This is a genomic window from Enterobacter sp. 725m/11, assembly GCF_011683705.1.
Lineage (GTDB): Bacteria > Pseudomonadota > Gammaproteobacteria > Enterobacterales > Enterobacteriaceae > Enterobacter > Enterobacter bugandensis.
The window spans coordinates 1-20,059 of the sequence record NZ_JAAQOK010000068.1 but is presented as its reverse complement, the minus strand read 5'-3'; the positions used below and the strand labels follow the sequence as shown (position 1 = coordinate 20,059).

Sequence of the window (20,059 nt, the reverse complement as noted above, 5' to 3'; positions counted from 1 at the left end):
GTATTGGAGTAGTCGATAGAGTAACGCTGTGAATCACCCCATGTTGGCATCAGGCCGCCGCGCGAGCGGGTGCGGCTGATCATCACGCCCGGATAAAGCAACATAGTGGTGTTGGTGACGTTTGCCTGGGTAAAGTGATCAAGGCTCCAGCGCAGGTTAATGGCGCGCTGCCAGCCGCTGGAGAGATCCCAGAAGCGTGAAACCGCAAGCGTTGTCGAATCCTGCTCGGTATCGTTCAAATCGGTACGCTTAAAGCCGCCCTGCACCAGGTAATATTGCTCAAGCGGGTTTTTCAGCAGCGGTATTTTATAGCTGAAATCAAGCTGCTGTTCCGGTGCGGAAATGCTGGCGCTGGTGGTCAGGCTGTGGCCGTAGGAGTTCATCCACGGCTTTTTCCAGGAGGTCTTCACGCGCGGACCGACGTCTGTCGAGTAGCCAACACCGGTCTCAATGGTGTTCTCGGTGCGCGGCGAGACAACGCCATGCAGCGGCAACACCTTGGTTTTGCGAGACTTATCAAATTCCGGTGCGACAACCACGGAGTTAAACCAGCCGGTAGCGGAGAGGCGACGGTTCAGCTCCGCCAGATCGCTCGACTGGTAGTAATCGCCTTTTTTAAACGGCACGAGGTTTTGCAGATACTCTTCACGAATTTGCGAACCTTCAAACGTTACATCGCCAAAGCGGTAGCGTTCGCCGCTGTCGTAGTCAATATCCCAGAAGGCCTGACGTCGCTCCAGCGCGATGCCCAGCTGGCTTTTATTGAACTGGCTGTCGAAGTAGCCCTTGCGCAGAGAGACGCTCGTCAGCTCTTTTTTGAAGTGGTCGTAGTCACCGTGGTTGAGCACGGTGCCGATTTTCGGCCGCGTGCTGAGCAGGTCCAGGTAGTCGCGGTCGGTACGCGCGCCGCCGCGCAGGATGACGTTCGTGCCGCCAATCAGCACCGGCTCGCCCGGCGAGACGCGGGCAATAAGCACCTGACGCCCCTTCTTTGGCGGCGGGCGGAGATCGAAATCAATGGTGGGTTCGTAATACCCCAGCGCTTTTAGCCCTTCACGGATCGCGTCATCCACGCGCGCGCGAAAACGCCGGTCCGGCGTCACCTCATCGCTCTGGATGGTCGACAGCTGCGCACGCACGTTTTTTTCCAGCGTCCCGGATAACCCCTCAACCTGCAAACGGACATTCGCCGCGCTGGCAACCCCGCTTGTCAGCAACACACTGACTAAACATAACTGGCGGATTTTTGTCACGTTTTCTCCTGAATATCCCTTTTCCACCCTGGAAGCAAATGAAGCGCCGCCGTGCGGCAAAATACGGCCCGGAAGCCAAAAACCCAAATCGTGGGTTGAAAACGGGTGTAACACCCAAATATTTCTTATGATTAAATCTAGTCTCATTCAGCGCATTTATTGTGTTCAATTAAACGCTTCGTGACAACCTTAACCGAAACATCGCACCCCGGGAGGCCCCATCGTGAGTTTATTCGACAAGAAGCATCTGGTTTCACAAGCTGATGCATTACCGGGACGCAACACCCCTATGCCTGTGGCGACCTTACACGCCGTCAATAACCATTCAATGACCAACGTTCCTGATGGAATGGAAATCGCCCTGTTCGCCATGGGCTGCTTCTGGGGCGTTGAGCGCCTCTTCTGGCAGTTGCCCGGCGTTTACAGCACCGCGGCCGGCTACACGGGCGGCTATACGCCGAATCCAACCTACCGCGAAGTCTGCTCCGGCGAAACCGGCCATGCGGAAGCGGTACGCGTGGTATATGACCCGACGGTCATCAGCTACGAACAGCTCCTGCAGGTCTTCTGGGAAAACCACGACCCGGCGCAGGGCATGCGTCAGGGCAACGACCACGGCACACAGTATCGCTCGGCCATTTATCCGCTCACGCCTGAGCAGGACGCCGCCGCGCGCGCCAGCCTTGAGCGTTTCCAGCAGGCCATGCGTGAAGCAGGCGATACGCGCGAGGTGACCACGGAAATCGCCACCGCGAAGCCGTTCTACTATGCCGAGGACGATCATCAGCAGTATCTGCACAAAAACCCGTACGGCTACTGCGGCATCGGGGGCATCGGCGTCTGCCTGCCGCCACAGCTGGCCTGATTATTAACCGTTAAAACGTCACCCGTACCGGACAGCGCACGCTGTCCGGTCTGTTTTATGCCAAAAATGTGACCTCTGGCAGATTTACATCTCTTTACGCTATACTACCGCTGAAATAATCGGCTCAACGCTACGAGCTGACGTTCTACGTGTTTTCACACAAATGGTATCAACCCCCCTTCTGAGGATCTGGCGAGAAGCCGGATAAACTATGTTAAACAGTATTTTAGTAATACTTTGTCTTATTGCCGTCAGTGCATTTTTCTCGATATCTGAGATCTCGCTGGCCGCGTCCCGTAAAATCAAACTGAAGCTGCTTGCCGACGAGGGCAACATCAATGCCACCCGCATCCTGAAAATGCAGGAAAACCCCGGCATGTTCTTCACCGTGGTGCAGATTGGCCTTAACGCGGTCGCCATTCTCGGCGGTATCGTGGGCGATGCGGCCTTTTCTCCAGCGTTTTATAGCCTCTTTGTCAAATACATGTCCGCTGAGCTTGCCGAACAGCTGAGCTTTATTCTCTCCTTCTCGCTGGTAACCGGCCTGTTCATCCTCTTTGCAGACCTGACCCCGAAACGCATCGGTATGATTGCGCCAGAAGCTGTAGCTTTGCGTATCATCAACCCGATGCGCTTCTGTCTGTATGTGTTTCGTCCGCTGGTGTGGTTCTTCAACGGCCTGGCGAACGTGATTTTCCGCATCTTTAAGCTGCCAATGGTGCGTAAAGACGACATCACCTCTGACGACATTTATGCGGTGGTGGAAGCCGGCGCGCTGGCCGGAGTGCTGCGTAAGCAGGAACACGAGCTGATTGAGAACGTATTTGAACTGGAATCCCGTACCGTGCCCTCTTCCATGACGGGCCGCGAAAACATTATCTGGTTCGATTTACATGAAGATGAGCAGAGCCTGAAGAACAAAGTAGCGCAGCATCCTCACTCCAAGTTCCTGGTCTGTAATGAAGATATCGACCACATCATCGGTTACGTCGACTCCAAAGACCTGCTGAACCGCGTGCTGGCAAACCAGAGCCTGGCGCTGAACAGCGGCGTGCAGATCCGCAATACCCTGATTGTGCCGGACACCCTGACGCTCTCCGAAGCGCTGGAAAGTTTCAAAACCGCCGGGGAAGACTTCGCGGTGATCATGAATGAATACGCGCTGGTGGTGGGTATCATCACGCTGAACGACGTGATGACCACGCTGATGGGAGACCTGGTTGGCCAGGGACTGGAAGAGCAGATTGTTCAGCGTGACGATAATTCATGGCTGATCGACGGCGGTACGCCGATTGAAGACGTCATGCGCGTGCTGGATATCGACGAGTTCCCGCAGTCCGGTAACTACGAAACCATCGGCGGCTTTATGATGTTTATGCTGCGTAAAATCCCGAAACGCACCGACTCGGTGAAGTTCTCCGGCTACAAGTTTGAGGTGGTGGATATTGATAACTATCGCATCGACCAGCTGCTGGTGACGCGTATCGACAACAAGCCGACCGTACTGGTGCCGAAGCTGCCGGACGCGGAAGAGAAGGTGTCGGCGTAACGTACCTACCCCCACAAACATCAACGGCTCCCATCGGGAGCCGTCTTTTTAACTACCTACTGCATAGCACGTTGGTTAAGCCATCTCAGTTTGCAGACGCATAACCTGACGGTTGACTTCGGACATCACAGACAGGTGCTGTTTGTCCTTCACTTTTGGGACAAGGATCTTGCCCTTATCAAACTCAAAAGCGCCAACATCCTTGATATACAACCGTCCACGGAACAGGATCTTCACGTACTTCGCCACCTGAAGCGGGTTGTAGCGTTGGAAAATTTTCATTCTTGTATCTCCTGCGAATCATACGCTCTTGCGGTGCCACAATCGGCCCGACTGTCCTGAGCGCAAATTTTGATGCCCAATGACTATAGACCAGAACTACGGTGTTACCCAGTGTGCATAAGTTTATTTACCGTTTGATTACAATTATTCAGAATAATCTTTGCAAAGCGTGATAGAGAGCAGTATAAGCCGTCGTTTTTTCATGGATATGTGCGTTCACCCGCAAACTGGCACTCGGATTGCGGGAAAACCACATTGATCGCACTTATGATTAAAAGCGTATGACCAAGTGGTCGGATCACCTGCAAACAATAAGGAAACGCCATGACCCTACGTAACATCCTTGCGGCAGCCTGCCTGCTGCTGCCCCTGTGGGCTTCCGCTCACAGCATTGAAAAAGGACAACGTGTACCGCCAGTCGGCATTGCTGACCGGGGAGAATTGATTCTCGACAATGATAAGTTTAGCTATAAAGCCTGGAATAGCGCGCAGCTCGCGGGCAAAGTGAGAGTTGTACAACATATTGCCGGTCGTACATCCGCAAAAGAGAAGAATGCCAGCCTGGTGGAGGCGATCAAGGCCGCAAAATTCCCCCATGACCGCTACCAGACCACCACGATTGTGAACACCGATGATGCCATTCCTGGCTCCGGGATGTTTGTGCGCTCAAGCCTTGAGAGCAATAAAAAGCTCTACCCGTGGTCGCAGTTTATCGTTGACAGCAATGGCGTGACGCGTAAGGCCTGGCAGCTTGAGGAAGAGAGCTCCGCGATTATCGTGCTGGATAAGGACGGCCGCGTGCAGTGGGTGAAAGACGGCGCGTTAACTCAGGAAGAGGTGCAGCAGGTTGTCGCCCTGCTGCACAAACTGCTGGCTCAGTAAAGAGAGACGCGGAAGCCGGGGTTGAGGAAGGATTCGCGCGGGGTGTAGTCCAGCGGCTTGCCCTGCCAGTCATGGACATGCGCCCCGGCGGCCGCGGCAACGGCATGGCCTGCCGCGGTATCCCAGACGTTGGTTGGCCCAAAGCGCGGATAGAGCTGCGCCTGACCTTCCGCCACCAGGCAGAATTTCAGCGACGAGCCAATCGAGGTGGTCTGGTGTTCACCCAGCTGTTGCAGGTATTCCTCCAGCTCGCTGTCGCTGTGCGAGCGGCTAATCACCACCAGCGGTGGACGGGCATCGCGCACCTGGATCTGCTTGCGTACGCCGCACTCCTCCTTCCAGGCCTTCCCTTCTGCAGCGCTATACATCACCTTCATTACCGGCGCGTAGACCACGCCGAGCACCGCTTTACCCTTCTCAATCAGGGCAATATTGACGGTGAACTCACCGTTGCGCTTGATGAACTCTTTTGTCCCGTCCAGCGGATCGACCAGCCAGTAGCGCTGCCAGTGCTGGCGCTCGTCCCAGCTTTGCGGCGCTTCTTCAGACAGAACGGGGATATCCGGCGTTAAGGTCTGCAGACCTTGCAGGATCACCTTATGCGCCGCGATATCGGCCGCCGTGACCGGGGAGTCGTCCGCCTTGCTGACGACCTCCATCGGTTTAACACCGTCATACACCTGCATGATGGCATCTCCCGCATCCCGTGCGAGCTGACAAATCTTATCTAGCATTTTCCACCTCTTTGTTAACGCAGTGAGGTTAACTCTTTGTTTTAGTTATATCGTAATGTGAACAATTCCGCTATCTGTGAAGCAATTCCGGTTTCAGGTCGCTTTTTTCTGTCAGGATTCACATTTCTGTAAGCAACAAACGATAGATACATACTCTTTTGTGGAACGGATCGAAAAAAGGACTCCTCTGATGATTAAGTTTAGTGCAACGCTTCTGGCGACGCTGATTGCAGCGAGCGTGCAGGCGGCGACGGTAGATCTGCGTATTCTGGAAACGACCGATCTGCACAGCAATATGATGGACTTCGATTACTACAAAGATACCCCTACGGAAAAATTCGGACTGGTACGTACAGCAAGTTTGATCAACGCCGCGCGGGGTGAAGTCAAAAATAGCGTGCTGGTGGACAACGGCGATCTCATTCAGGGCAGCCCGCTTGGCGATTACATGGCGGCGAAAGGTCTGAAGAAAGGCGAGATCCATCCGGTTTATAAAGCGATGAACACGCTGGACTATGTCGTCGGCAACCTGGGCAACCACGAATTCAACTACGGCCTGAAATACCTGCACGATGCGCTGGCCGGCGCGAAGTTCCCATACGTTAACGCCAATATCATCGACGTTAAGACGCAAAAGCCGCTCTTTACCCCTTACCTGATTAAAGAGAGTGAAGTTGTCGATCGGGACGGTAAAAAGCAGACGCTGAAAATCGGCTATATCGGCTTCGTACCGCCGCAGATCATGACCTGGGATAAAGCCAACCTCGACGGCAAAGTGACCGTTAATGACATTACCGAAACCGCGCGCAAGCACGTGCCGGAAATGCGCGCGAAAGGCGCGGATGTCGTTGTCGTGGTGGCTCACTCAGGCCTGTCAGCCGACCCGTATCAGGCCATGGCGGAGAACTCCGTTTATTATCTGAGCGAAGTCCCGGGCGTTGACGCGATCCTGTTCGGCCACGCTCACGCTGTTTTCCCGGGCAAAGATTTTGCCAGCATTAAAGGGGCGGATATCGAGAAAGGGACGCTCAACGGCGTGCCGTCAGTGATGCCGGGCATGTGGGGCGACCACCTTGGCGTGGTGGATCTGGTGCTAAATAACGACAGCGGCAGCTGGAAGGTGACGCAGTCAAAAGCCGAAGCGCGCCCGATTTACGACGCGGCGGCTAAAAAATCCCTGGCAGGTGAAGATAAAAAGCTGGTCGACGTGCTGAAGCACGACCACGACGCCACCCGCGAATTCGTCAGCAAGCCGATCGGCAAATCCGCCGACAACATGTACAGCTTCCTGGCGCTGGTGCAGGACGATCCGACCGTTCAGGTAGTCAACATGGCCCAGAAAGCCTATGCCGAACACTTTGTTCAGGGCGATCCGGATCTGGCAAAACTGCCGGTGCTGTCTGCCGCTGCGCCATTCAAAGTGGGCGGACGCAAGAACGACCCGGCAAGCTATGTTGAGGTCGAAAAAGGCCAGCTCACCTTCCGTAACGCCGCCGATCTCTATCTCTACCCGAATACCCTGGTGGTGGTTAAAGCCACGGGGAAAGAGGTGAAGGAGTGGCTGGAATGCTCCGCCGGGCAGTTTAACCAGATCGACCCGAAGAGCAGTAAACCACAGCCGCTGATTAACTGGGATGGCTTCCGCACCTACAACTTCGACGTGATCGACGGCGTAAATTACCAGATTGACGTCACCCAGCCGGCAAAATATGACGGCGAGTGCCAGGCGATTAACCCGCAGGCCGAACGCATCAAAAACCTGACCTTCAACGGCAAGGCGATCGACCCGAATGCCACCTTCCTGGTGGTGACCAATAACTACCGCGCCTACGGCGGTAAGTTTGCCGGTACGGGCGATAGCCACATCGCTTTTGCGTCACCGGACGAAAACCGCTCGGTGCTGGCGGCGTGGATCGGCGCGGAGTCGAAGAAGGCGGGCGAAATTCACCCGGCGGTGGATAACAACTGGCGTCTTGCGCCAATCCACAGCGATGCGAAACTGGATATCCGCTTTGAAACGTCACCGTCCGATAAGGCAGCCGCGTTTATTAAGGATAAGGCGCAGTATCCGATGAAAAAGGTTGCGACGGATGATATCGGGTTCGCGATTTATCAGGTGGATTTAAGCAGGTAGCGGTGATTGTGCCGGGTAAGGCGAAACCGCCACCCGGCTTTTACGCCGCACGCTCATCCCGATTCGCCATCACCTTCGGCGTATTGACTTCAATCCAGTCCGCCAGCGCGGCGACTTTCTCGCTCACCTCGATGCCCATCGGTGTCAGGCTATACTCGACGTGCGGCGGCACGACCGGATACGACACGCGATCGACAAACCCGTCCTGCTCCAGCGCCTGAAGCGACTGGGACAGCATCTTTTCGCTCACCCCGCCCATTTTATGGCGCAGCTCGCTAAAACGGTGCGTTCCTCCGCGCAGAGCCAGCAGGATCAGCACGCCCCAGCGGCTGGTAACGTGTTTAAGCACCTCCCGTGAAGGGCACTGTTCCGCGAAGAGATTGCCATCGCGCATTTGCTCGCTGAGCGTTGGGATCGTTTTTTTCATACTTACCTTTTTGTACGTACTTACCAAAAGTTAGCTATGGTGATAGTGTGCCACAACACCAGACAAACACGAAGGAGATTTATCATGATCGCGATTACCGGCGCTACCGGCCAGCTTGGCCAGCACGTTATTGAAGAACTGCTGAAAACCGTTCCAGCAAACCAGATTGTTGCCATTGTTCGTAACCCGGCGAAAGCTGAAGCGTTAAGCAACCAGGGTATTGTGGTTCGTCAGGCGGATTACACCGATGAAGCCGCCTTTACTGCCGCGCTGAGCGGCGTGGAAAAGCTGCTGCTCATCTCCTCAAGCGAAGTGGGCCAGCGCGCGACCCAGCACCAGAACGTGATCAACGCCGCCAAAGCGGCAGGCGTGAAATTTATCGCCTACACCAGCCTGCTGCACGCGGATAAATCACCGCTGGGTCTGCACGTTGAACATGTCGAAACCGAGAAAGCGCTGGCAGAATCTGGCGTGCCATACGCCCTGCTGCGCAACGGCTGGTACACCGAAAACTACCTGGCGAGCGCGCCGCCTGCGCTGGAACACGGCGTATTCATTGGTGCCGCAGGCGAAGGCAAAATTGCCTCTGCCACCCGCGCAGACTATGCCGCGGCGGCAGCCAAAGTGATCGCTGAAGAGGGTCATGCGGGCAAGGTATACGAACTGGCAGGCGACCACGGCTGGACATTGAGCGAGCTGGCGGCGGAACTGAGCAAGCAGAGCGGTAAACCTGTGGCGTATCAAAACCTGAGCGAAGCGGACTTTGCAGCCGCATTGAAGAGCGTGGGTTTACCCGCCGGGCTGGCGGATATGCTGGCGGACTCCGACGTGGGCGCGTCCAAAGGCGGCCTGTTTGACGACAGCCGTACCCTGAGCAAGCTGATTGGCCGCCCGACTACACCGCTGGCGGAGAGCGTCAAAGCCATTCTGTAATTGTTACGGATTGGTTATTTTTTGTGGCATCCCCTCGGGTCATCTCTGATAATGTAGTGATGACCCATGAGGAGGCTCACCGTGCAAGGCGTACCGGAACAGTTTACTGACGAGAGAGACAGCGCGCGCTTTCGCCATCTGGCGCAGCTGCCGGGCCTTGAACTCTATCACGCGCATATCTCTGACTACGCCTTTGAGCCCCACACCCATGAAGCCTTCGGCATCGGCACCATCGAAACCGGCGCCGAACGCTTTCGCTATCGCGGCACCCAGCATCTCGCACCTGAAAAATCCGTTGTTACCATGAACCCGGACGAGATCCATACCGGGGAGTCCGCGACCGAAGACGGCTGGCGCTACCGGATGGTCTACATCGAACCCGATCTTCTGGAAGAGGTAACCGGCCTGCGCCACTGGTGGTTCAGCGACGTAACCCGTTACGACCCGCAGCGCTCTCAGCAGATCGGCAGGCTAATTTACGGCCTGTGGCATACGGACGATCCGCTGGCGCAAAAAGGCTTATTGCTGGATCTGATCGAGACCTTTCAGCCGCTAGCCCATCACGCGCCGGTGGTTCAGGAAGGCGCACACCGTTTCGAGCGCGTGCGCGAGTATTTGCACGACAACTATATGCACGCCCTGACGCTGGACGAACTGGCGAACGTTGTCTCGCTCAGCCCGTACCATTTCCAACGCCAGTTCAAAGCCCATTTTCACGTTACGCCGCACCAGATGTTAATGGCCATCCGCCTGTGGCGCGCCAAGGCGTTTCTCACCCACGGTATGCCCGCCGCCGAAGTCGCCGCCGCAACGGGGCTGACCGACCAGTCGCATTTAACCCGCGCCTTCACCCGCCGCTACGGCATTACGCCCGTGCGCTACCAGAAACAGGTCGCCCGGCGCTAATGCGCAATCTCATACAATACGCGCGCGTTTCCCCCTTCTAGACTGAGTGCAGAGTAAATCAATGTGGATGGAAAAATGATTAGCGGCGTGTTGTATGCCCTGCTTGCAGGTCTGATGTGGGGGCTGATCTTTGTCGGCCCTCTGATCGTGCCGGAATACCCGGCGATATTGCAGTCTACCGGACGTTATCTGGCGCTCGGGCTGATTGCCCTTCCTCTGGCATGGCTGGGGCGTACGCGCTTGCGACAGCTCAGCCGTCAGGACTGGGGCACCGCGCTGGCGCTGACCATGATGGGCAATCTCATCTATTACGTCTGCCTGGCAAGCGCCATTCAGCGAACCGGAGCGCCGGTGTCGACCATGATTATCGGCACGCTGCCGGTGGTCATCCCCATCTTCGCGAATCTGCTTTATAGTCATCGGGACGGCAAGCTGGCGTGGTCGAAAATGATACCCGCCCTGGCCTGCACCGCCGTGGGGCTGGTGTGCGTCAATATCGCCGAGCTGCGCCACGGCCTGGCAGACTTCAGCTTATGGCGTTACGGTTCGGGGATCGTTTTAGCGTTCATCTCGGTCGCGTGCTGGGCCTGGTACGCCCTGCGCAATGCGCGCTGGCTGCGGGAGAACCCGGATAAACACCCGATGATGTGGGCAACGGCGCAGGCGCTGGTCACGCTCCCCGTCTCGTTAGTGGGGTATGCCGGCGCATGCCTCTGGCTGGGTCATCAGCAGCCGGAATTTGCCCAGCCCTTCGGGCCAAGACCCTGGGTCTTTATTGGTTTAATGGTTGCGATTGCGGTGCTGTGCTCCTGGGTGGGCGCGCTGTGCTGGAACATTGCCAGCCAGAAGCTGCCGACGGTGATCTTAGGGCCGCTGATTGTGTTCGAAACCCTGGCCGGGCTGCTGTACACCTTCCTGATGCGCCAGAGCGTGCCGCCGCTGTTAACGGCCTGCGGGATCGCGCTGCTGGTGGTGGGGGTGGTGATGGCGGTAAGAGCGAAGCCGGAAAAACCGAGGGTCGTTCCGGCTTCGGAGATGTGAGTAATGCCCAGCGGCGCTACGCTTGCAGGGCCTACAAAACAGTAGGTCTGGTAAGGCGTAGCCGCCACCGGGCAAGCCTTTAAAACGTTTCCCAGTTCGCTTCAGACGCCGTCGCTGCTGGCTGCGTTTTTGGCACATAGGTTTTCACCGGTGCCGCTTTGACCGCCTGATTACGCGTTATTTTGAACACCGCTACCGCTTCGTTCAGGCGTGCAGCCTGATCTTCCAGCGCTGCCGCTGCCGCCGCAGACTCCTCCACCAGCGAGGCGTTCTGCTGGGTCACGCGGTCCATCTCGGCTACCGCCTGACCAACCTGGTCGATACCGCGGCTCTGCTCGTCAGAGGCAGAGGCAATTTCGCCCATGATGTCGGTCACGCGGGTAACCGCGTTAACGATTTCCGCCATCGTCGCGCCCGCTTCGTTCACCAGCTGCGAGCCGGCGTTCACGCGCTCGCCGGAATCATCGATCAGCGCCTTAATCTCTTTCGCCGCCTGGGCGCTGCGCTGGGCAAGCGTGCGTACTTCTCCTGCAACTACCGCAAAGCCACGGCCCTGCTCGCCCGCACGCGCCGCTTCCACCGCCGCGTTCAGCGCCAGAATGTTGGTCTGGAAGGCAATGCCGTCGATAACGTTAGTAATTTGCGCGATTTTACTGGAGCTGGTGGCGATCTCGTCCATGGTGCGCACCACGCCTTCCACCACGTTACCGCCCTTCTTCGCGGTTGAGGAGGCATCCAGCGCCAGACGAGACGCCTGACGCGCGTTATCCGCGTTCTGCTTCACGGTGGCGGTCAGCTGTTCCATGCTGGCTGCCGTCTCTTCCAGAGACGCGGCCTGCTGCTCGGTACGAGAAGAGAGGTCGTTGCTGCCCGCCGAGATTTCACCCGCACCGGTATAGATGGTGTCTGCGCCTTCACGCACCACGCCCACGGTGTTCGCCAGCGAGGTTTGCATCTCCTGCACGTTGCGCGCCAGGATAGCCATTTCGTTTTTGCCTTCAGCCTGAATCGGCTGGGTTAAATCCCCTGCCGCGATGGCGCGGATATGGTTGATCACCTCTTCCAGCGGCAGCAGCAGCACCCGGCGCATGGCGATCCAGCTGGAGATAATCACCGCAATGACGAGGATCATGACGGCAGAAAGGATCCACAGGATGCGCTTGTAGTCGCTTTCGTTATCCTGAATGCCTTTACTGGTGAGCGCAGCCTGCGCCTCGCGCCACTCGCGATAGACCTTTTGCATTGCCGTCTGCTTCTGTTCTGCATTCTGCTTGAACATATCTTCCAGGTTGCCCTGGCCCAGCAGAACGTTCATTTGCGTCAACGTGGCGGAGTAGATGCGGTACTGCTCTTCCAGCCGATCGGCCAGGTTCTCATCCAGACCCGGGGTATTCGGCAGGGCGTAGTATTTGTCGTAATGGACCTGCGCATTGGCCAGCAGATTTTTCGCGGTGTTAACCAGCTCGTTCAGCTGTCCGCCGTTAATCTGAGAGGCCATGCTGCTTTGCAGACGCAGCATCCCGCGGTTTAGCGTGACGCGCGCCTGGTTCAGGCTGATCCAGGCGTCGGTAAATTCCGCCACGTTCTGGCTGGAAAGCTGCGACACGGTGAAGTTGTCTTTATCGTTATTCAGCGCGTTGATAAAGATACCCGCGGAAATCACTTGCATGATGCCGAGCACAAGCAGCACCGAAATAAGAAGAGTAATGACTTTTATACGTTTAAACATGCGTTGCCTTTGTTATATGCAGGTTTGTCTGACGTGTATCTATCGGCACGCGCGGCGGGTTGTTTACTGTTTCTCCACCTTTAAAAACTTTCTAAACCACTTTCCTAAATCCATTCAGAGAGTTAAACGGGACATTTTTTTGTGATCCGTATCGCACTTTACCCCTTCCCTCTAAAGGGTTATAGCGCCGCCTTAAAGATGCATTTAATATGCATCTTATATTTTTAATGACGAGGTAACTGCTATGGCCTTTCGCGACCAACCCCTCGGCGAGCTGGCGCTCTCCATCCCTCGCGCTTCCGCGCTGTTCCGTAAATACGATATGGATTACTGCTGCGGCGGTAAGCAAACGCTGGCGCGAGCGGCCTCGCGCAAGGAACTGGACGTGGAGGCTATCGAAGCGGAGCTGGCGCTGCTGGCTGAACAGCCTGTTGAAAAAGACTGGCGCACCGCCCCGCTCACGGAAATCATCGACCATATCATCGTGCGTTACCACGACCGCCACCGTGAACAGCTGCCTGAGCTGATCCTGCAGGCAACGAAAGTTGAGCGCGTACATGCCGACAAGCCTTCCGTGCCGCGCGGTCTGGCAAAATACCTGACCATGCTGCATGAAGAGCTTTCCAGCCACATGATGAAAGAAGAGCAGATCCTCTTCCCGATGATTAAACAGGGAATGGGAAGCCAGGCGATGGGACCTATCAGCGTAATGGAAAGCGAGCACGATGACGCGGGCGAACTGCTGGACGTGATCAAACACACCACTAACAACGTCACGCCGCCGCCGGAAGCGTGCACCACCTGGAAAGCGATGTACAACGGCATTAACGAGATGATTGACGACCTGATGGAGCACATCAGTCTTGAGAATAACGTGCTGTTCCCGCGGGCATTGGCGGGGGAATAAAAAAGCCCGGTGGCGCTAGCGCTTACCGGGCCTACAACGTCCTCGAACATAGGCCGGGTAAGCGTCAGCGCCACCCGGCAATATGCTTAACGCATGCCTGCCATCCGTTTCTTACCGATAAACAGCCAGCCCAACCCCAGCGCGATAAACCACAGCGGCGTGACGACCAGCGCCTGACGGGTGTCATCTTCGAGCGTCAGCAGCACCAGCACGAACACGAAGAACGCCATGCACACCCAGCACATCAGCTTGCCCAGCGGCATCTTGTAGATCGACTTCTCATGCAGGTGCGGACGCTGTTTGCGGTACACGAGGTACGAGCACAGGATAATGGTCCAGACGAACATGAACAGGATCGCCGACACGGTGGTGATCATGGTAAACGCGCCAATTACGCTTGGGTTCACGTAGAGCATCACCACACCACCCAGCAGGCACATGCAGGAGAAGGTCAGCCCTTTTGCCGGTACGGCACGCTTAGAGAGCTTGGCGAACGCGCTCGGCGCTACGCCCTCCTGCGCCAGACCAAACAGCATACGGCTGGTTGAGAACACGCCGCTGTTCGCAGACGATGCCGCAGAGGTCAGCACCACGAAGTTAATCAGGCTCGCCGCAGCAGGCAGCCCTACCAGCACGAACAGCTCAACGAACGGGCTCTTGCTGGGCACCACGGAGCTCCACGGCGTCACGGACATAATGATGATCAGCGCGAAGACGTAGAACATGATGATACGCACCGGTATGGAGTTGATGGCGCGCGGCAGGGACTTCTCCGGATCTTTGGTTTCCGCAGCGGTCGTTCCGACAAGCTCAATCCCCACAAACGCAAACACCGCAATCTGGAAGCCCGCAAAGAAGCCGCTGATGCCTTTCGGGAACCAGCCGCCGTCATTCCACAGATGGGTGAAGGACGCCTGAACGCCCGTTGGCGACTGGAAGTGCGTCAGAACCATCACCAGGCCCACCACAATCAGCCCCACGATAGCGACAATCTTGATCATCGCGAACCAGAACTCCATCTCACCGAACATTTTCACGGTGGCAAGGTTCAGGCTCAGCAGCAGAATAATCACCGCCAGCGAGGCGACCCAGTCCGACAGCCCCGGGAACCAGAACTGCGCGTAAGCGGTAATCGCCACGACGTCCGCCATGCCGGTGACCACCCAGCAGAACCAGTATGTCCAGCCGGTAAAATAGCCCGCCCACGGGCCGAGCAGGTCCGACGCGAAGTCGCTGAAGGATTTGTATTCGAGGTTCGAGAGCAACAATTCACCCATTGCGCGCATCACGAAGAAGAGCATAAAACCGATGATCATATAAACGAAGATGATCGACGGCCCGGCAAGACTGATGGTTTTGCCCGACCCCATAAACAGCCCGGTGCCGATGGCACCGCCGATGGCGATAAGCTGTATATGACGGTTTGTGAGATTGCGCCGTAGCGACTGTTCAGACGTCGCCTCTTCTGCAGCGGCGACTTTGACCTGATCTACCATGTAATTTTTCCTGTTTATGCCTGTCTGTGTTGTTAAGGCTCTTCTGGCCTTTAAAAACGTCAAATAAATGACGGTCCCTTCGTAAGGGTTTATCGATATTAGGTAAGAATCGGCGGGATGAATACTATGATTTAGATATTATGTTAATAATATGTTGAAAGTGAGTGTCATATCACTCATACAGCGCGAAACAGCTCACAAAAATACACGCAACAGTTTCGTTTGCAAGATAAAATGTTGATTCCGTCGTAACTATGGGTTTTATCACTATTTTCCTCTCCCCGTGCGGAGAGAGGAAATAAGAAAAGTCGATTACAGGATTTCCAGCAGCTCGACTTCAAAGACCAGGGTGCTGAATGGCGGGATGGACGCGCCAGCGCCACGCTCGCCGTAAGCCAGGTTGTGCGGGATGGTCAGTTCCCATTTGGAACCCACTGGCATCAGGGTCAGGGCTTCGATCCAGCCCGCGATAACGCCGTTGACCGGGAACTCAGCCGGTTCGCCGCGCGCCACGGAGCTGTCGAACACGGTTCCGTCGATCAGCTTACCGGTATAGTGCACGCGAACGTGGTCGGTACGCGCCGGGATAGCGCCGTCGCCCTGGTTGATCACGCGGAACTGCAGGCCGGATTCGGTGCTGTTCACGCCTTCGCGCTCGCGGTTCTCTTCCAGATATTTCACGCCTTCGGCTGCCATCTCTTCGAAGCGCGCGCGACGCACAGCGTCAGCACGTTCGTGGATTTCACGCAGCGCACGATGCACAACGTCAACCGGAACGGCAGGCTGTTTGCCTTCCAGCGCATCAGCGATACCCGCCACCAGCGCTTCAGGTAACAGACCTTCCAGGCCGGATTCGCTCAGCTGCTGTCCTACCTGCAAGCCGATACCGTAACTTGCCTGCGCTTCGATAGTGTCAAAAGTCGGGGTGGTCATGGGTTTTCCTTCCATCACATTTAAAGTAGCGGGCAGCATATCAGCCATGCCCTTATGGGTAAAACTTTGTCTGAAGTTAAGGTGACAAACCGCGACGAAACAGAAACAATAGAGACAACCAGGATTAATCCCGAACTGATGTCACGGATGTCCGGTTTGCTACGTCGTTCAGGCAGTTAGCGAACTATACTTCGAAGCACAGGATATAAAAGACGCGGAGCAGGAGGAGAGCCATGCCCGGGCGATTTGAACTGAAACCTACCCTGGCGAAAATCTGGCAGGCGCCGGACAATTTTCGCATTATGGACCCGCTGCCTCCTCTGCACCGCAGGGGGATCATCATTGGTGCGCTGATGGTGATCGTGGGCTTCCTGCTTCCTTCCGGCGGTGATGATGTTGATACCGCGCCGGTCACCCGCAATGCGCAGCTGGATCTTCAGTCGCAAACGCGGCCGCAGCCTGACGCGCAGCCGATGCAGACGCAGCTGGTAACCCCGTCTAACGATCCGGGTCAGGTCGCGCCTGTTGAACCCGAACCCGTTCAGGATGAACAGGAGCAGGCCGCAGCGCCGTCTGAACCGCAAACCCAGCAGCCGACCGGCATTGAGCAGCAGTGGCGTTCCTATCGCGTGGAGCCGGGCAAAACCCTGGCACAGCTTTTCCGCGACCACAACCTGCCGCCGACCGACGTGTATGCCATGGCAAAAGTGGAAGGCGCAGGTAAACCGCTGAGCAACTTACAGAACGGCCAGATGGTGCAGATTCGCCAGAACGCCAGCGGAGTGGTCACCGGGCTGACCATTGATACCGGAAATGGTCAGCAGGTGCTGTTTACCCGCCAGCCGGACGGCAGTTTCATCAGAGCACGTTAATGGCGTATGCCGGGTAAGGCGAAGCCGCCACCCGGCACTTTTGTTCTCAGGCACTCCGTTTATTCACCCACCAGATCCCCGAGCAGACCAGCACCAGCGCAATCGCGTATTTGATATCCAGAATGTTTTCGCCGAGGAAAATGGCGGAAAGCACCGTCCCTGCAACAGGAATGACAAAGTTGAACGGAGCAATCATGCTTACCCGGTTCACTTTCAGCAGCGCGCTCCACAGGGCGAACGCCACCGATGAGAGAAGCGTCAGATACCCCAGCACCGCAACGGCCTTCATGCTGTGCACTTCCAGCGTTCCGCCCGTGGCATAACCTCCCGCAACCAGCGCAGCCCCGCCTATCGCCAGCTGCCAGCCGGTCATCACCGTTGGGTCGACGGTCTGGGAAATACGTTTCCCGTAAAGCGTGGCGGCAGAGAGAATAAAAGCCGCCAGCACCACAAAACCGTCGCCTTTCCAGATAAACTGGAAATCGCTTAACCCACTGTGAAAGTTCACCAGCATCACCCCGGCAAACCCAAGAATACAGCCTAGCGTTTTGTTATAGCTGAGTTTGTCATTGTGGTAGATAAAGTGCGCCAGCAGTACGCTGAAGAAAGTCCCGGTGGCGTTCATGATTGAGCCGTTTACCCCCGTCGTGTAGGCCAGTCCTATATAGAAGAATGTGTACTGAATGGTGGTCTGGGTCAGCCCGAGGATCGTGAGTTGGCCAAACTGCGCGGGCGTGAGCCTGCCAATCGGTTTGCGCTGGGCCAGCGCAAACAGCAGCAGCAAGGCACCGGCAAACAGAAAACGGTATCCGGCAAAAACGACTTTGGAGGGAATATCATCGGTCGCGATCTGAAAGAGTTCGTAGCCATTTTTAATGGCCGGGTACGAGCTCCCCCAAAGCAGGCAGCAGAGCGTGGCGCAGGCGTAGGCCACATGTCGACGGGCAAAGACGGGCGTGGGCAGAGCGGTATCCATGACAAATCTCATAAATAAAATTGCGTTTCAATTTATTATCAGAGAATGCGTCAGGAATAGCTACCATACGAGATAAAAAGAGAATTTCCGGTAGCTTTAAATAGCAAAACGCCGGCACAAGGCCGGCGCTTCGACGCGAGCAGAGTAAAAAATTACTCAGCTACAACGTTAACAACCAGTTTAGCGAACACTTCGCTGTGAACCTGGAAGTCAACTTCGTGCTCACCAGTGGTACGCAGAACGCCGTTCGGCATGCGAACTTCGCTCTTAGCCACTTTAACGCCTGCTGCAGTAACTGCATCAGCGATATCGCGGGTACCGATGGAACCGAACAGTTTACCTTCGTCGCCAGCTTTGGAAGCGATGGTAACAGTGCCCAGTGCGTTGATTGCTTCAGCGCGAGCGTTAGCAGCCGCCAGAACGTCAGCCAGTTTGGCTTCCAGTTCAGCGCGACGTGCTTCGAAAAACTCTACGTTTTTCTTAGTAGCTGGAACAGCTTTACCCTGTGGAACCAGGAAGTTACGAGCGTAGCCCGCTTTAACGTTAACCTGATCACCCAGGCTGCCCAGGTTTGCTACTTTATCAAGCAGAATAACTTGCATTACCTTATCCTCTTAAAGTCGTATTAATGGACCGTGCCCGATTACTGATGACGATCAGTGTACGGCAGCAGGGACAGGTAGCGAGCGCGTTTGATAGCGCGAGCCAGCTGACGCTGATATTTTGCACGAGTACCGGTGATACGGCTTGGGACAATCTTACCGCTTTCGGTGATGTAGTTTTTCAGCGTTGCGATATCTTTATAGTCGATCTCTTGAACGCCTTCCGCGGTGAAACGGCAGAACTTGCGACGACGGAAATAACGTGCCATATGGCTAGTCTCCAGTATCTATCAAATCAATCTGCTCGGCATGCAGAACCATTTTGCTCAGGCCGTTCTTTGCCTTGTGGCAAGAGATGAACCCCTGAACGATTACTGCGCTACCGACCGTTAAACTGTGAGTAATGGCCTGGTTTTCGTGTCCGCTAATAATAACGGGCATTTGGCACCACGCCTGCCGGTGAAACCCGGCTTCCTCTTGCACAGAACGATGCTCAAGCACGAACTGGCAATGCGGAATTCCTGATGGACTGACCTTTCGAAGGGGAGCCCTGCATACGATGCCGGACAACGCCAGACGGTTGGTCATCAGAAATTACTCTTCAGAATCCCCAGCATCAGAATCATCTGCGGTTTCGTTTGCGAAATCATCGCGACGCTCACGGCGCTCGTCTTTCGCTTTAACCATCGGAGATGCTTCGGTAACTGCGTTTTTGGTACGCATAACCATGCTGCGGATAACGGCATCGTTGAAGCGGAAGGTAGTTTCCAGCTCATCGATCACTTCCTGCGGCGCTTCAACGTTCATCAGAACGTAGTGTGCTTTGTGCAGTTTGTTGATCGGGTAAGCCAGCTGACGGCGGCCCCAGTCTTCCAGACGGTGGATCGTACCTTCTGCACCAGTGATGGCAGCAGAGTAACGCTCGATCATACCCGGAACCTGTTCGCTCTGGTCAGGATGGACCATAAAAACGATTTCGTAATGACGCATCGAATTGCTCCTTACGGATTATTCAGCCTCCTGTCTGGGTCAGCCGAGGCCCGGGGAGGCAAGGAACGTGTTAAAGGTCGGCTGAAAAATTGACGCGTCATAATACTTGCCCCCCCCAGGAAACTCAAGCTGATTGCACAAATAATTCGCACAAAGCGTAAAGCTGGTCTAAGTGGGTGATTTAAAATTAATCGCATCAGGAAGCGTTGTTTTTTTGAACAACTGCATCAGAAATGGTCACGCATCCCCGCCGGAGGAATGATTACACTTTAATCAGAGATCAGCTGAATTAAAGAAGGAGTATTCCCCTCACACAGCACGCAGTCGTGGAGCGCATATCATGAAAAAAATCGCAGTAGCCATAATGGCGGCGCTTTTGCTCAGTGCAAACGCGATGGCAGCCATCAAAATAGACGGCCGGCAGGCCAGAAACATGGATGATGTGCATAGCTTAGGCGTAATCTATATCAATCATAATTTCGCCACTGAAAGCGAAGCAGATCGGGCACTAAATGAAGAGACCGATGCCCAGGGCGCAACCTATTACC

At 55.7% G+C, this 20,059-nt stretch carries 22 protein-coding genes; 10 read left to right on the top strand and 12 right to left on the bottom strand.

The genetic code is table 11. From position 1 onward, the window contains the following. Positions 1 to 1,253 (bottom strand): autotransporter assembly complex protein TamA (gene tamA, locus HBA26_RS21050; protein ID WP_166721032.1); only part of this gene is annotated, 1,253 nt, incomplete at its 3' end. Between the two features lie 223 nt (positions 1,254 to 1,476). Between tamA and msrA the strand changes: the two genes are divergently transcribed. Further along, the gene (msrA, locus tag HBA26_RS21045) at positions 1,477 to 2,118 is read left to right on the top strand and encodes a peptide-methionine (S)-S-oxide reductase MsrA (RefSeq protein WP_028015284.1); all 642 of its coding nucleotides are present in this window, start codon (positions 1,477 to 1,479) and stop codon (positions 2,116 to 2,118) included. Positions 2,119 to 2,329: 211 nt separating this feature from the next. Next, entirely contained in the window at positions 2,330 to 3,667 is a 1,338-nt protein-coding gene (locus HBA26_RS21040; RefSeq protein ID WP_028015283.1) for a hemolysin family protein, read from the top strand. 75 nt (positions 3,668 to 3,742) lie between these two features. Here the strand turns inward: HBA26_RS21040 and HBA26_RS21035 are convergent, their stop codons facing one another. After that, complete coding sequence (locus tag HBA26_RS21035) at positions 3,743 to 3,949, bottom strand: DUF1107 domain-containing protein (protein WP_008501430.1); 207 nt, start codon at positions 3,947 to 3,949, stop codon at positions 3,743 to 3,745. A 324-nt stretch (positions 3,950 to 4,273) separates the two neighbouring features. On the opposite strand from HBA26_RS21035, the gene HBA26_RS21030 reads away from it, so the two are divergent. Further along, positions 4,274 to 4,831, top strand: coding sequence for a YtfJ family protein (locus tag HBA26_RS21030; RefSeq protein ID WP_048959079.1), 558 nt, complete (start codon positions 4,274 to 4,276; stop codon positions 4,829 to 4,831). Here the strand turns inward: HBA26_RS21030 and cysQ are convergent. Continuing rightward, positions 4,825 to 5,565: a 3'(2'),5'-bisphosphate nucleotidase CysQ gene (cysQ, locus tag HBA26_RS21025; protein ID WP_126345995.1), complete on the bottom strand. Its 741-nt coding sequence runs from the start codon at positions 5,563 to 5,565 to the stop codon at positions 4,825 to 4,827. The genes HBA26_RS21030 and cysQ overlap by 7 nt on opposite strands. 190 nt (positions 5,566 to 5,755) lie before the next feature. Between cysQ and HBA26_RS21020 the strand changes: the two genes are divergently transcribed. After that, positions 5,756 to 7,699, top strand: a complete 1,944-nt coding sequence (locus HBA26_RS21020; protein WP_126345996.1) for a bifunctional 2',3'-cyclic-nucleotide 2'-phosphodiesterase/3'-nucleotidase — start codon at positions 5,756 to 5,758, stop codon at positions 7,697 to 7,699. Positions 7,700 to 7,739: 40 nt separating this feature from the next. Here HBA26_RS21020 and HBA26_RS21015 read toward each other — a convergent pair whose 3' ends face one another. After that, positions 7,740 to 8,126: a helix-turn-helix domain-containing protein gene (locus HBA26_RS21015; protein WP_028015279.1), complete on the bottom strand. Its 387-nt coding sequence runs from the start codon at positions 8,124 to 8,126 to the stop codon at positions 7,740 to 7,742. Between the two features lie 84 nt (positions 8,127 to 8,210). On the opposite strand from HBA26_RS21015, the gene HBA26_RS21010 reads away from it, so the two are divergent. The 3 genes from HBA26_RS21010 to HBA26_RS21000 all read left to right on the top strand — a co-directional run bounded on the left by HBA26_RS21010 (position 8,211) and on the right by HBA26_RS21000 (position 11,006). Further along, on the top strand, positions 8,211 to 9,059 hold the full coding sequence (locus HBA26_RS21010) for an SDR family oxidoreductase (RefSeq protein ID WP_028015278.1): 849 nt from the start codon (positions 8,211 to 8,213) through the stop codon (positions 9,057 to 9,059). Positions 9,060 to 9,140: 81 nt separating this feature from the next. Then, a complete protein-coding gene (locus HBA26_RS21005; RefSeq protein ID WP_028015277.1) occupies positions 9,141 to 9,965 on the top strand; it encodes an AraC family transcriptional regulator in 825 nt (274 codons plus the stop codon). 75 nt (positions 9,966 to 10,040) lie between these two features. After that, complete coding sequence (locus HBA26_RS21000; protein WP_041911471.1) at positions 10,041 to 11,006, top strand: DMT family transporter; 966 nt, start codon at positions 10,041 to 10,043, stop codon at positions 11,004 to 11,006. Between the two features lie 79 nt (positions 11,007 to 11,085). On the opposite strand, the gene HBA26_RS20995 is transcribed toward HBA26_RS21000, so the two are convergent. Next, positions 11,086 to 12,735 carry a methyl-accepting chemotaxis protein gene (locus HBA26_RS20995; protein ID WP_047366986.1) on the bottom strand — a complete coding sequence of 550 codons (1,650 nt, stop codon included), beginning with the start codon at positions 12,733 to 12,735 and terminating at the stop codon, positions 11,086 to 11,088. A 244-nt stretch (positions 12,736 to 12,979) separates the two neighbouring features. Here HBA26_RS20995 and ytfE point away from each other — a divergent pair, with 244 nt between their 5' ends. Then, positions 12,980 to 13,642, top strand: a complete 663-nt coding sequence (gene ytfE / locus HBA26_RS20990) for an iron-sulfur cluster repair protein YtfE (protein WP_045631260.1) — start codon at positions 12,980 to 12,982, stop codon at positions 13,640 to 13,642. An 86-nt stretch (positions 13,643 to 13,728) separates the two neighbouring features. Here the strand turns inward: ytfE and cycA are convergent, their stop codons facing one another. Then, complete coding sequence (gene cycA, locus HBA26_RS20985) at positions 13,729 to 15,138, bottom strand: D-serine/D-alanine/glycine transporter (protein ID WP_047366984.1); 1,410 nt, start codon at positions 15,136 to 15,138, stop codon at positions 13,729 to 13,731. Between the two features lie 312 nt (positions 15,139 to 15,450). Beyond that, entirely contained in the window at positions 15,451 to 16,071 is a 621-nt protein-coding gene (gene fklB / locus HBA26_RS20980; protein WP_008502892.1) for an FKBP-type peptidyl-prolyl cis-trans isomerase, read from the bottom strand. Positions 16,072 to 16,304: 233 nt separating this feature from the next. On the opposite strand from fklB, the gene HBA26_RS20975 reads away from it, so the two are divergent. Continuing rightward, positions 16,305 to 16,943: an OapA family protein gene (locus tag HBA26_RS20975; protein ID WP_028015272.1), complete on the top strand. Its 639-nt coding sequence runs from the start codon at positions 16,305 to 16,307 to the stop codon at positions 16,941 to 16,943. 46 nt (positions 16,944 to 16,989) lie between these two features. Here the strand turns inward: HBA26_RS20975 and HBA26_RS20970 are convergent, their stop codons facing one another. From HBA26_RS20970 to rpsF, 5 genes are all read right to left on the bottom strand, one after another. Continuing rightward, complete coding sequence (locus tag HBA26_RS20970; protein ID WP_063437233.1) at positions 16,990 to 17,919, bottom strand: DMT family transporter; 930 nt, start codon at positions 17,917 to 17,919, stop codon at positions 16,990 to 16,992. A gap of 152 nt (positions 17,920 to 18,071) precedes the next feature. Next, positions 18,072 to 18,521, bottom strand: coding sequence for a 50S ribosomal protein L9 (gene rplI / locus HBA26_RS20965; protein WP_006810372.1), 450 nt, complete (start codon positions 18,519 to 18,521; stop codon positions 18,072 to 18,074). Positions 18,522 to 18,562: 41 nt separating this feature from the next. Beyond that, the gene (rpsR, locus tag HBA26_RS20960) at positions 18,563 to 18,790 is read right to left on the bottom strand and encodes a 30S ribosomal protein S18 (protein ID WP_000135199.1); all 228 of its coding nucleotides are present in this window, start codon (positions 18,788 to 18,790) and stop codon (positions 18,563 to 18,565) included. Positions 18,791 to 18,794: 4 nt separating this feature from the next. Continuing rightward, positions 18,795 to 19,109 carry a primosomal replication protein N gene (gene priB, locus HBA26_RS20955; protein ID WP_028015270.1) on the bottom strand — a complete coding sequence of 105 codons (315 nt, stop codon included), beginning with the start codon at positions 19,107 to 19,109 and terminating at the stop codon, positions 18,795 to 18,797. Between the two features lie 6 nt (positions 19,110 to 19,115). Continuing rightward, on the bottom strand, positions 19,116 to 19,511 hold the full coding sequence (rpsF, locus tag HBA26_RS20950; protein ID WP_014068637.1) for a 30S ribosomal protein S6: 396 nt from the start codon (positions 19,509 to 19,511) through the stop codon (positions 19,116 to 19,118). Positions 19,512 to 19,851: 340 nt separating this feature from the next. Between rpsF and HBA26_RS20945 the strand changes: the two genes are divergently transcribed. Further along, on the top strand, positions 19,852 to 20,059 hold a 208-nt coding region (locus HBA26_RS20945), incomplete at its 3' end, for a DUF1471 domain-containing protein (RefSeq protein ID WP_166721031.1).

Coding starts and splice junctions, on each gene's coding strand:
- HBA26_RS21040 (WP_028015283.1), top strand. CDS start 2,330: ATGTTAAACAGTATTTTAGTAATACTTTGTCTTATTGCCGTCAGTGCA.
- HBA26_RS21035 (WP_008501430.1), bottom strand. CDS start 3,949: ATGAAAATTTTCCAACGCTACAACCCGCTTCAGGTGGCGAAGTACGTG.
- HBA26_RS21030 (WP_048959079.1), top strand. CDS start 4,274: ATGACCCTACGTAACATCCTTGCGGCAGCCTGCCTGCTGCTGCCCCTG.
- cysQ (WP_126345995.1), bottom strand. CDS start 5,565: ATGCTAGATAAGATTTGTCAGCTCGCACGGGATGCGGGAGATGCCATC.
- HBA26_RS21020 (WP_126345996.1), top strand. CDS start 5,756: ATGATTAAGTTTAGTGCAACGCTTCTGGCGACGCTGATTGCAGCGAGC.
- HBA26_RS21015 (WP_028015279.1), bottom strand. CDS start 8,126: ATGAAAAAAACGATCCCAACGCTCAGCGAGCAAATGCGCGATGGCAAT.
- HBA26_RS21010 (WP_028015278.1), top strand. CDS start 8,211: ATGATCGCGATTACCGGCGCTACCGGCCAGCTTGGCCAGCACGTTATT.
- HBA26_RS21000 (WP_041911471.1), top strand. CDS start 10,041: ATGATTAGCGGCGTGTTGTATGCCCTGCTTGCAGGTCTGATGTGGGGG.
- HBA26_RS20995 (WP_047366986.1), bottom strand. CDS start 12,735: ATGTTTAAACGTATAAAAGTCATTACTCTTCTTATTTCGGTGCTGCTT.
- ytfE (WP_045631260.1), top strand. CDS start 12,980: ATGGCCTTTCGCGACCAACCCCTCGGCGAGCTGGCGCTCTCCATCCCT.
- cycA (WP_047366984.1), bottom strand. CDS start 15,138: ATGGTAGATCAGGTCAAAGTCGCCGCTGCAGAAGAGGCGACGTCTGAA.
- fklB (WP_008502892.1), bottom strand. CDS start 16,071: ATGACCACCCCGACTTTTGACACTATCGAAGCGCAGGCAAGTTACGGT.
- HBA26_RS20975 (WP_028015272.1), top strand. CDS start 16,305: ATGCCCGGGCGATTTGAACTGAAACCTACCCTGGCGAAAATCTGGCAG.
- HBA26_RS20970 (WP_063437233.1), bottom strand. CDS start 17,919: ATGGATACCGCTCTGCCCACGCCCGTCTTTGCCCGTCGACATGTGGCC.
- rplI (WP_006810372.1), bottom strand. CDS start 18,521: ATGCAAGTTATTCTGCTTGATAAAGTAGCAAACCTGGGCAGCCTGGGT.
- rpsR (WP_000135199.1), bottom strand. CDS start 18,790: ATGGCACGTTATTTCCGTCGTCGCAAGTTCTGCCGTTTCACCGCGGAA.
- priB (WP_028015270.1), bottom strand. CDS start 19,109: ATGACCAACCGTCTGGCGTTGTCCGGCATCGTATGCAGGGCTCCCCTT.
- rpsF (WP_014068637.1), bottom strand. CDS start 19,511: ATGCGTCATTACGAAATCGTTTTTATGGTCCATCCTGACCAGAGCGAA.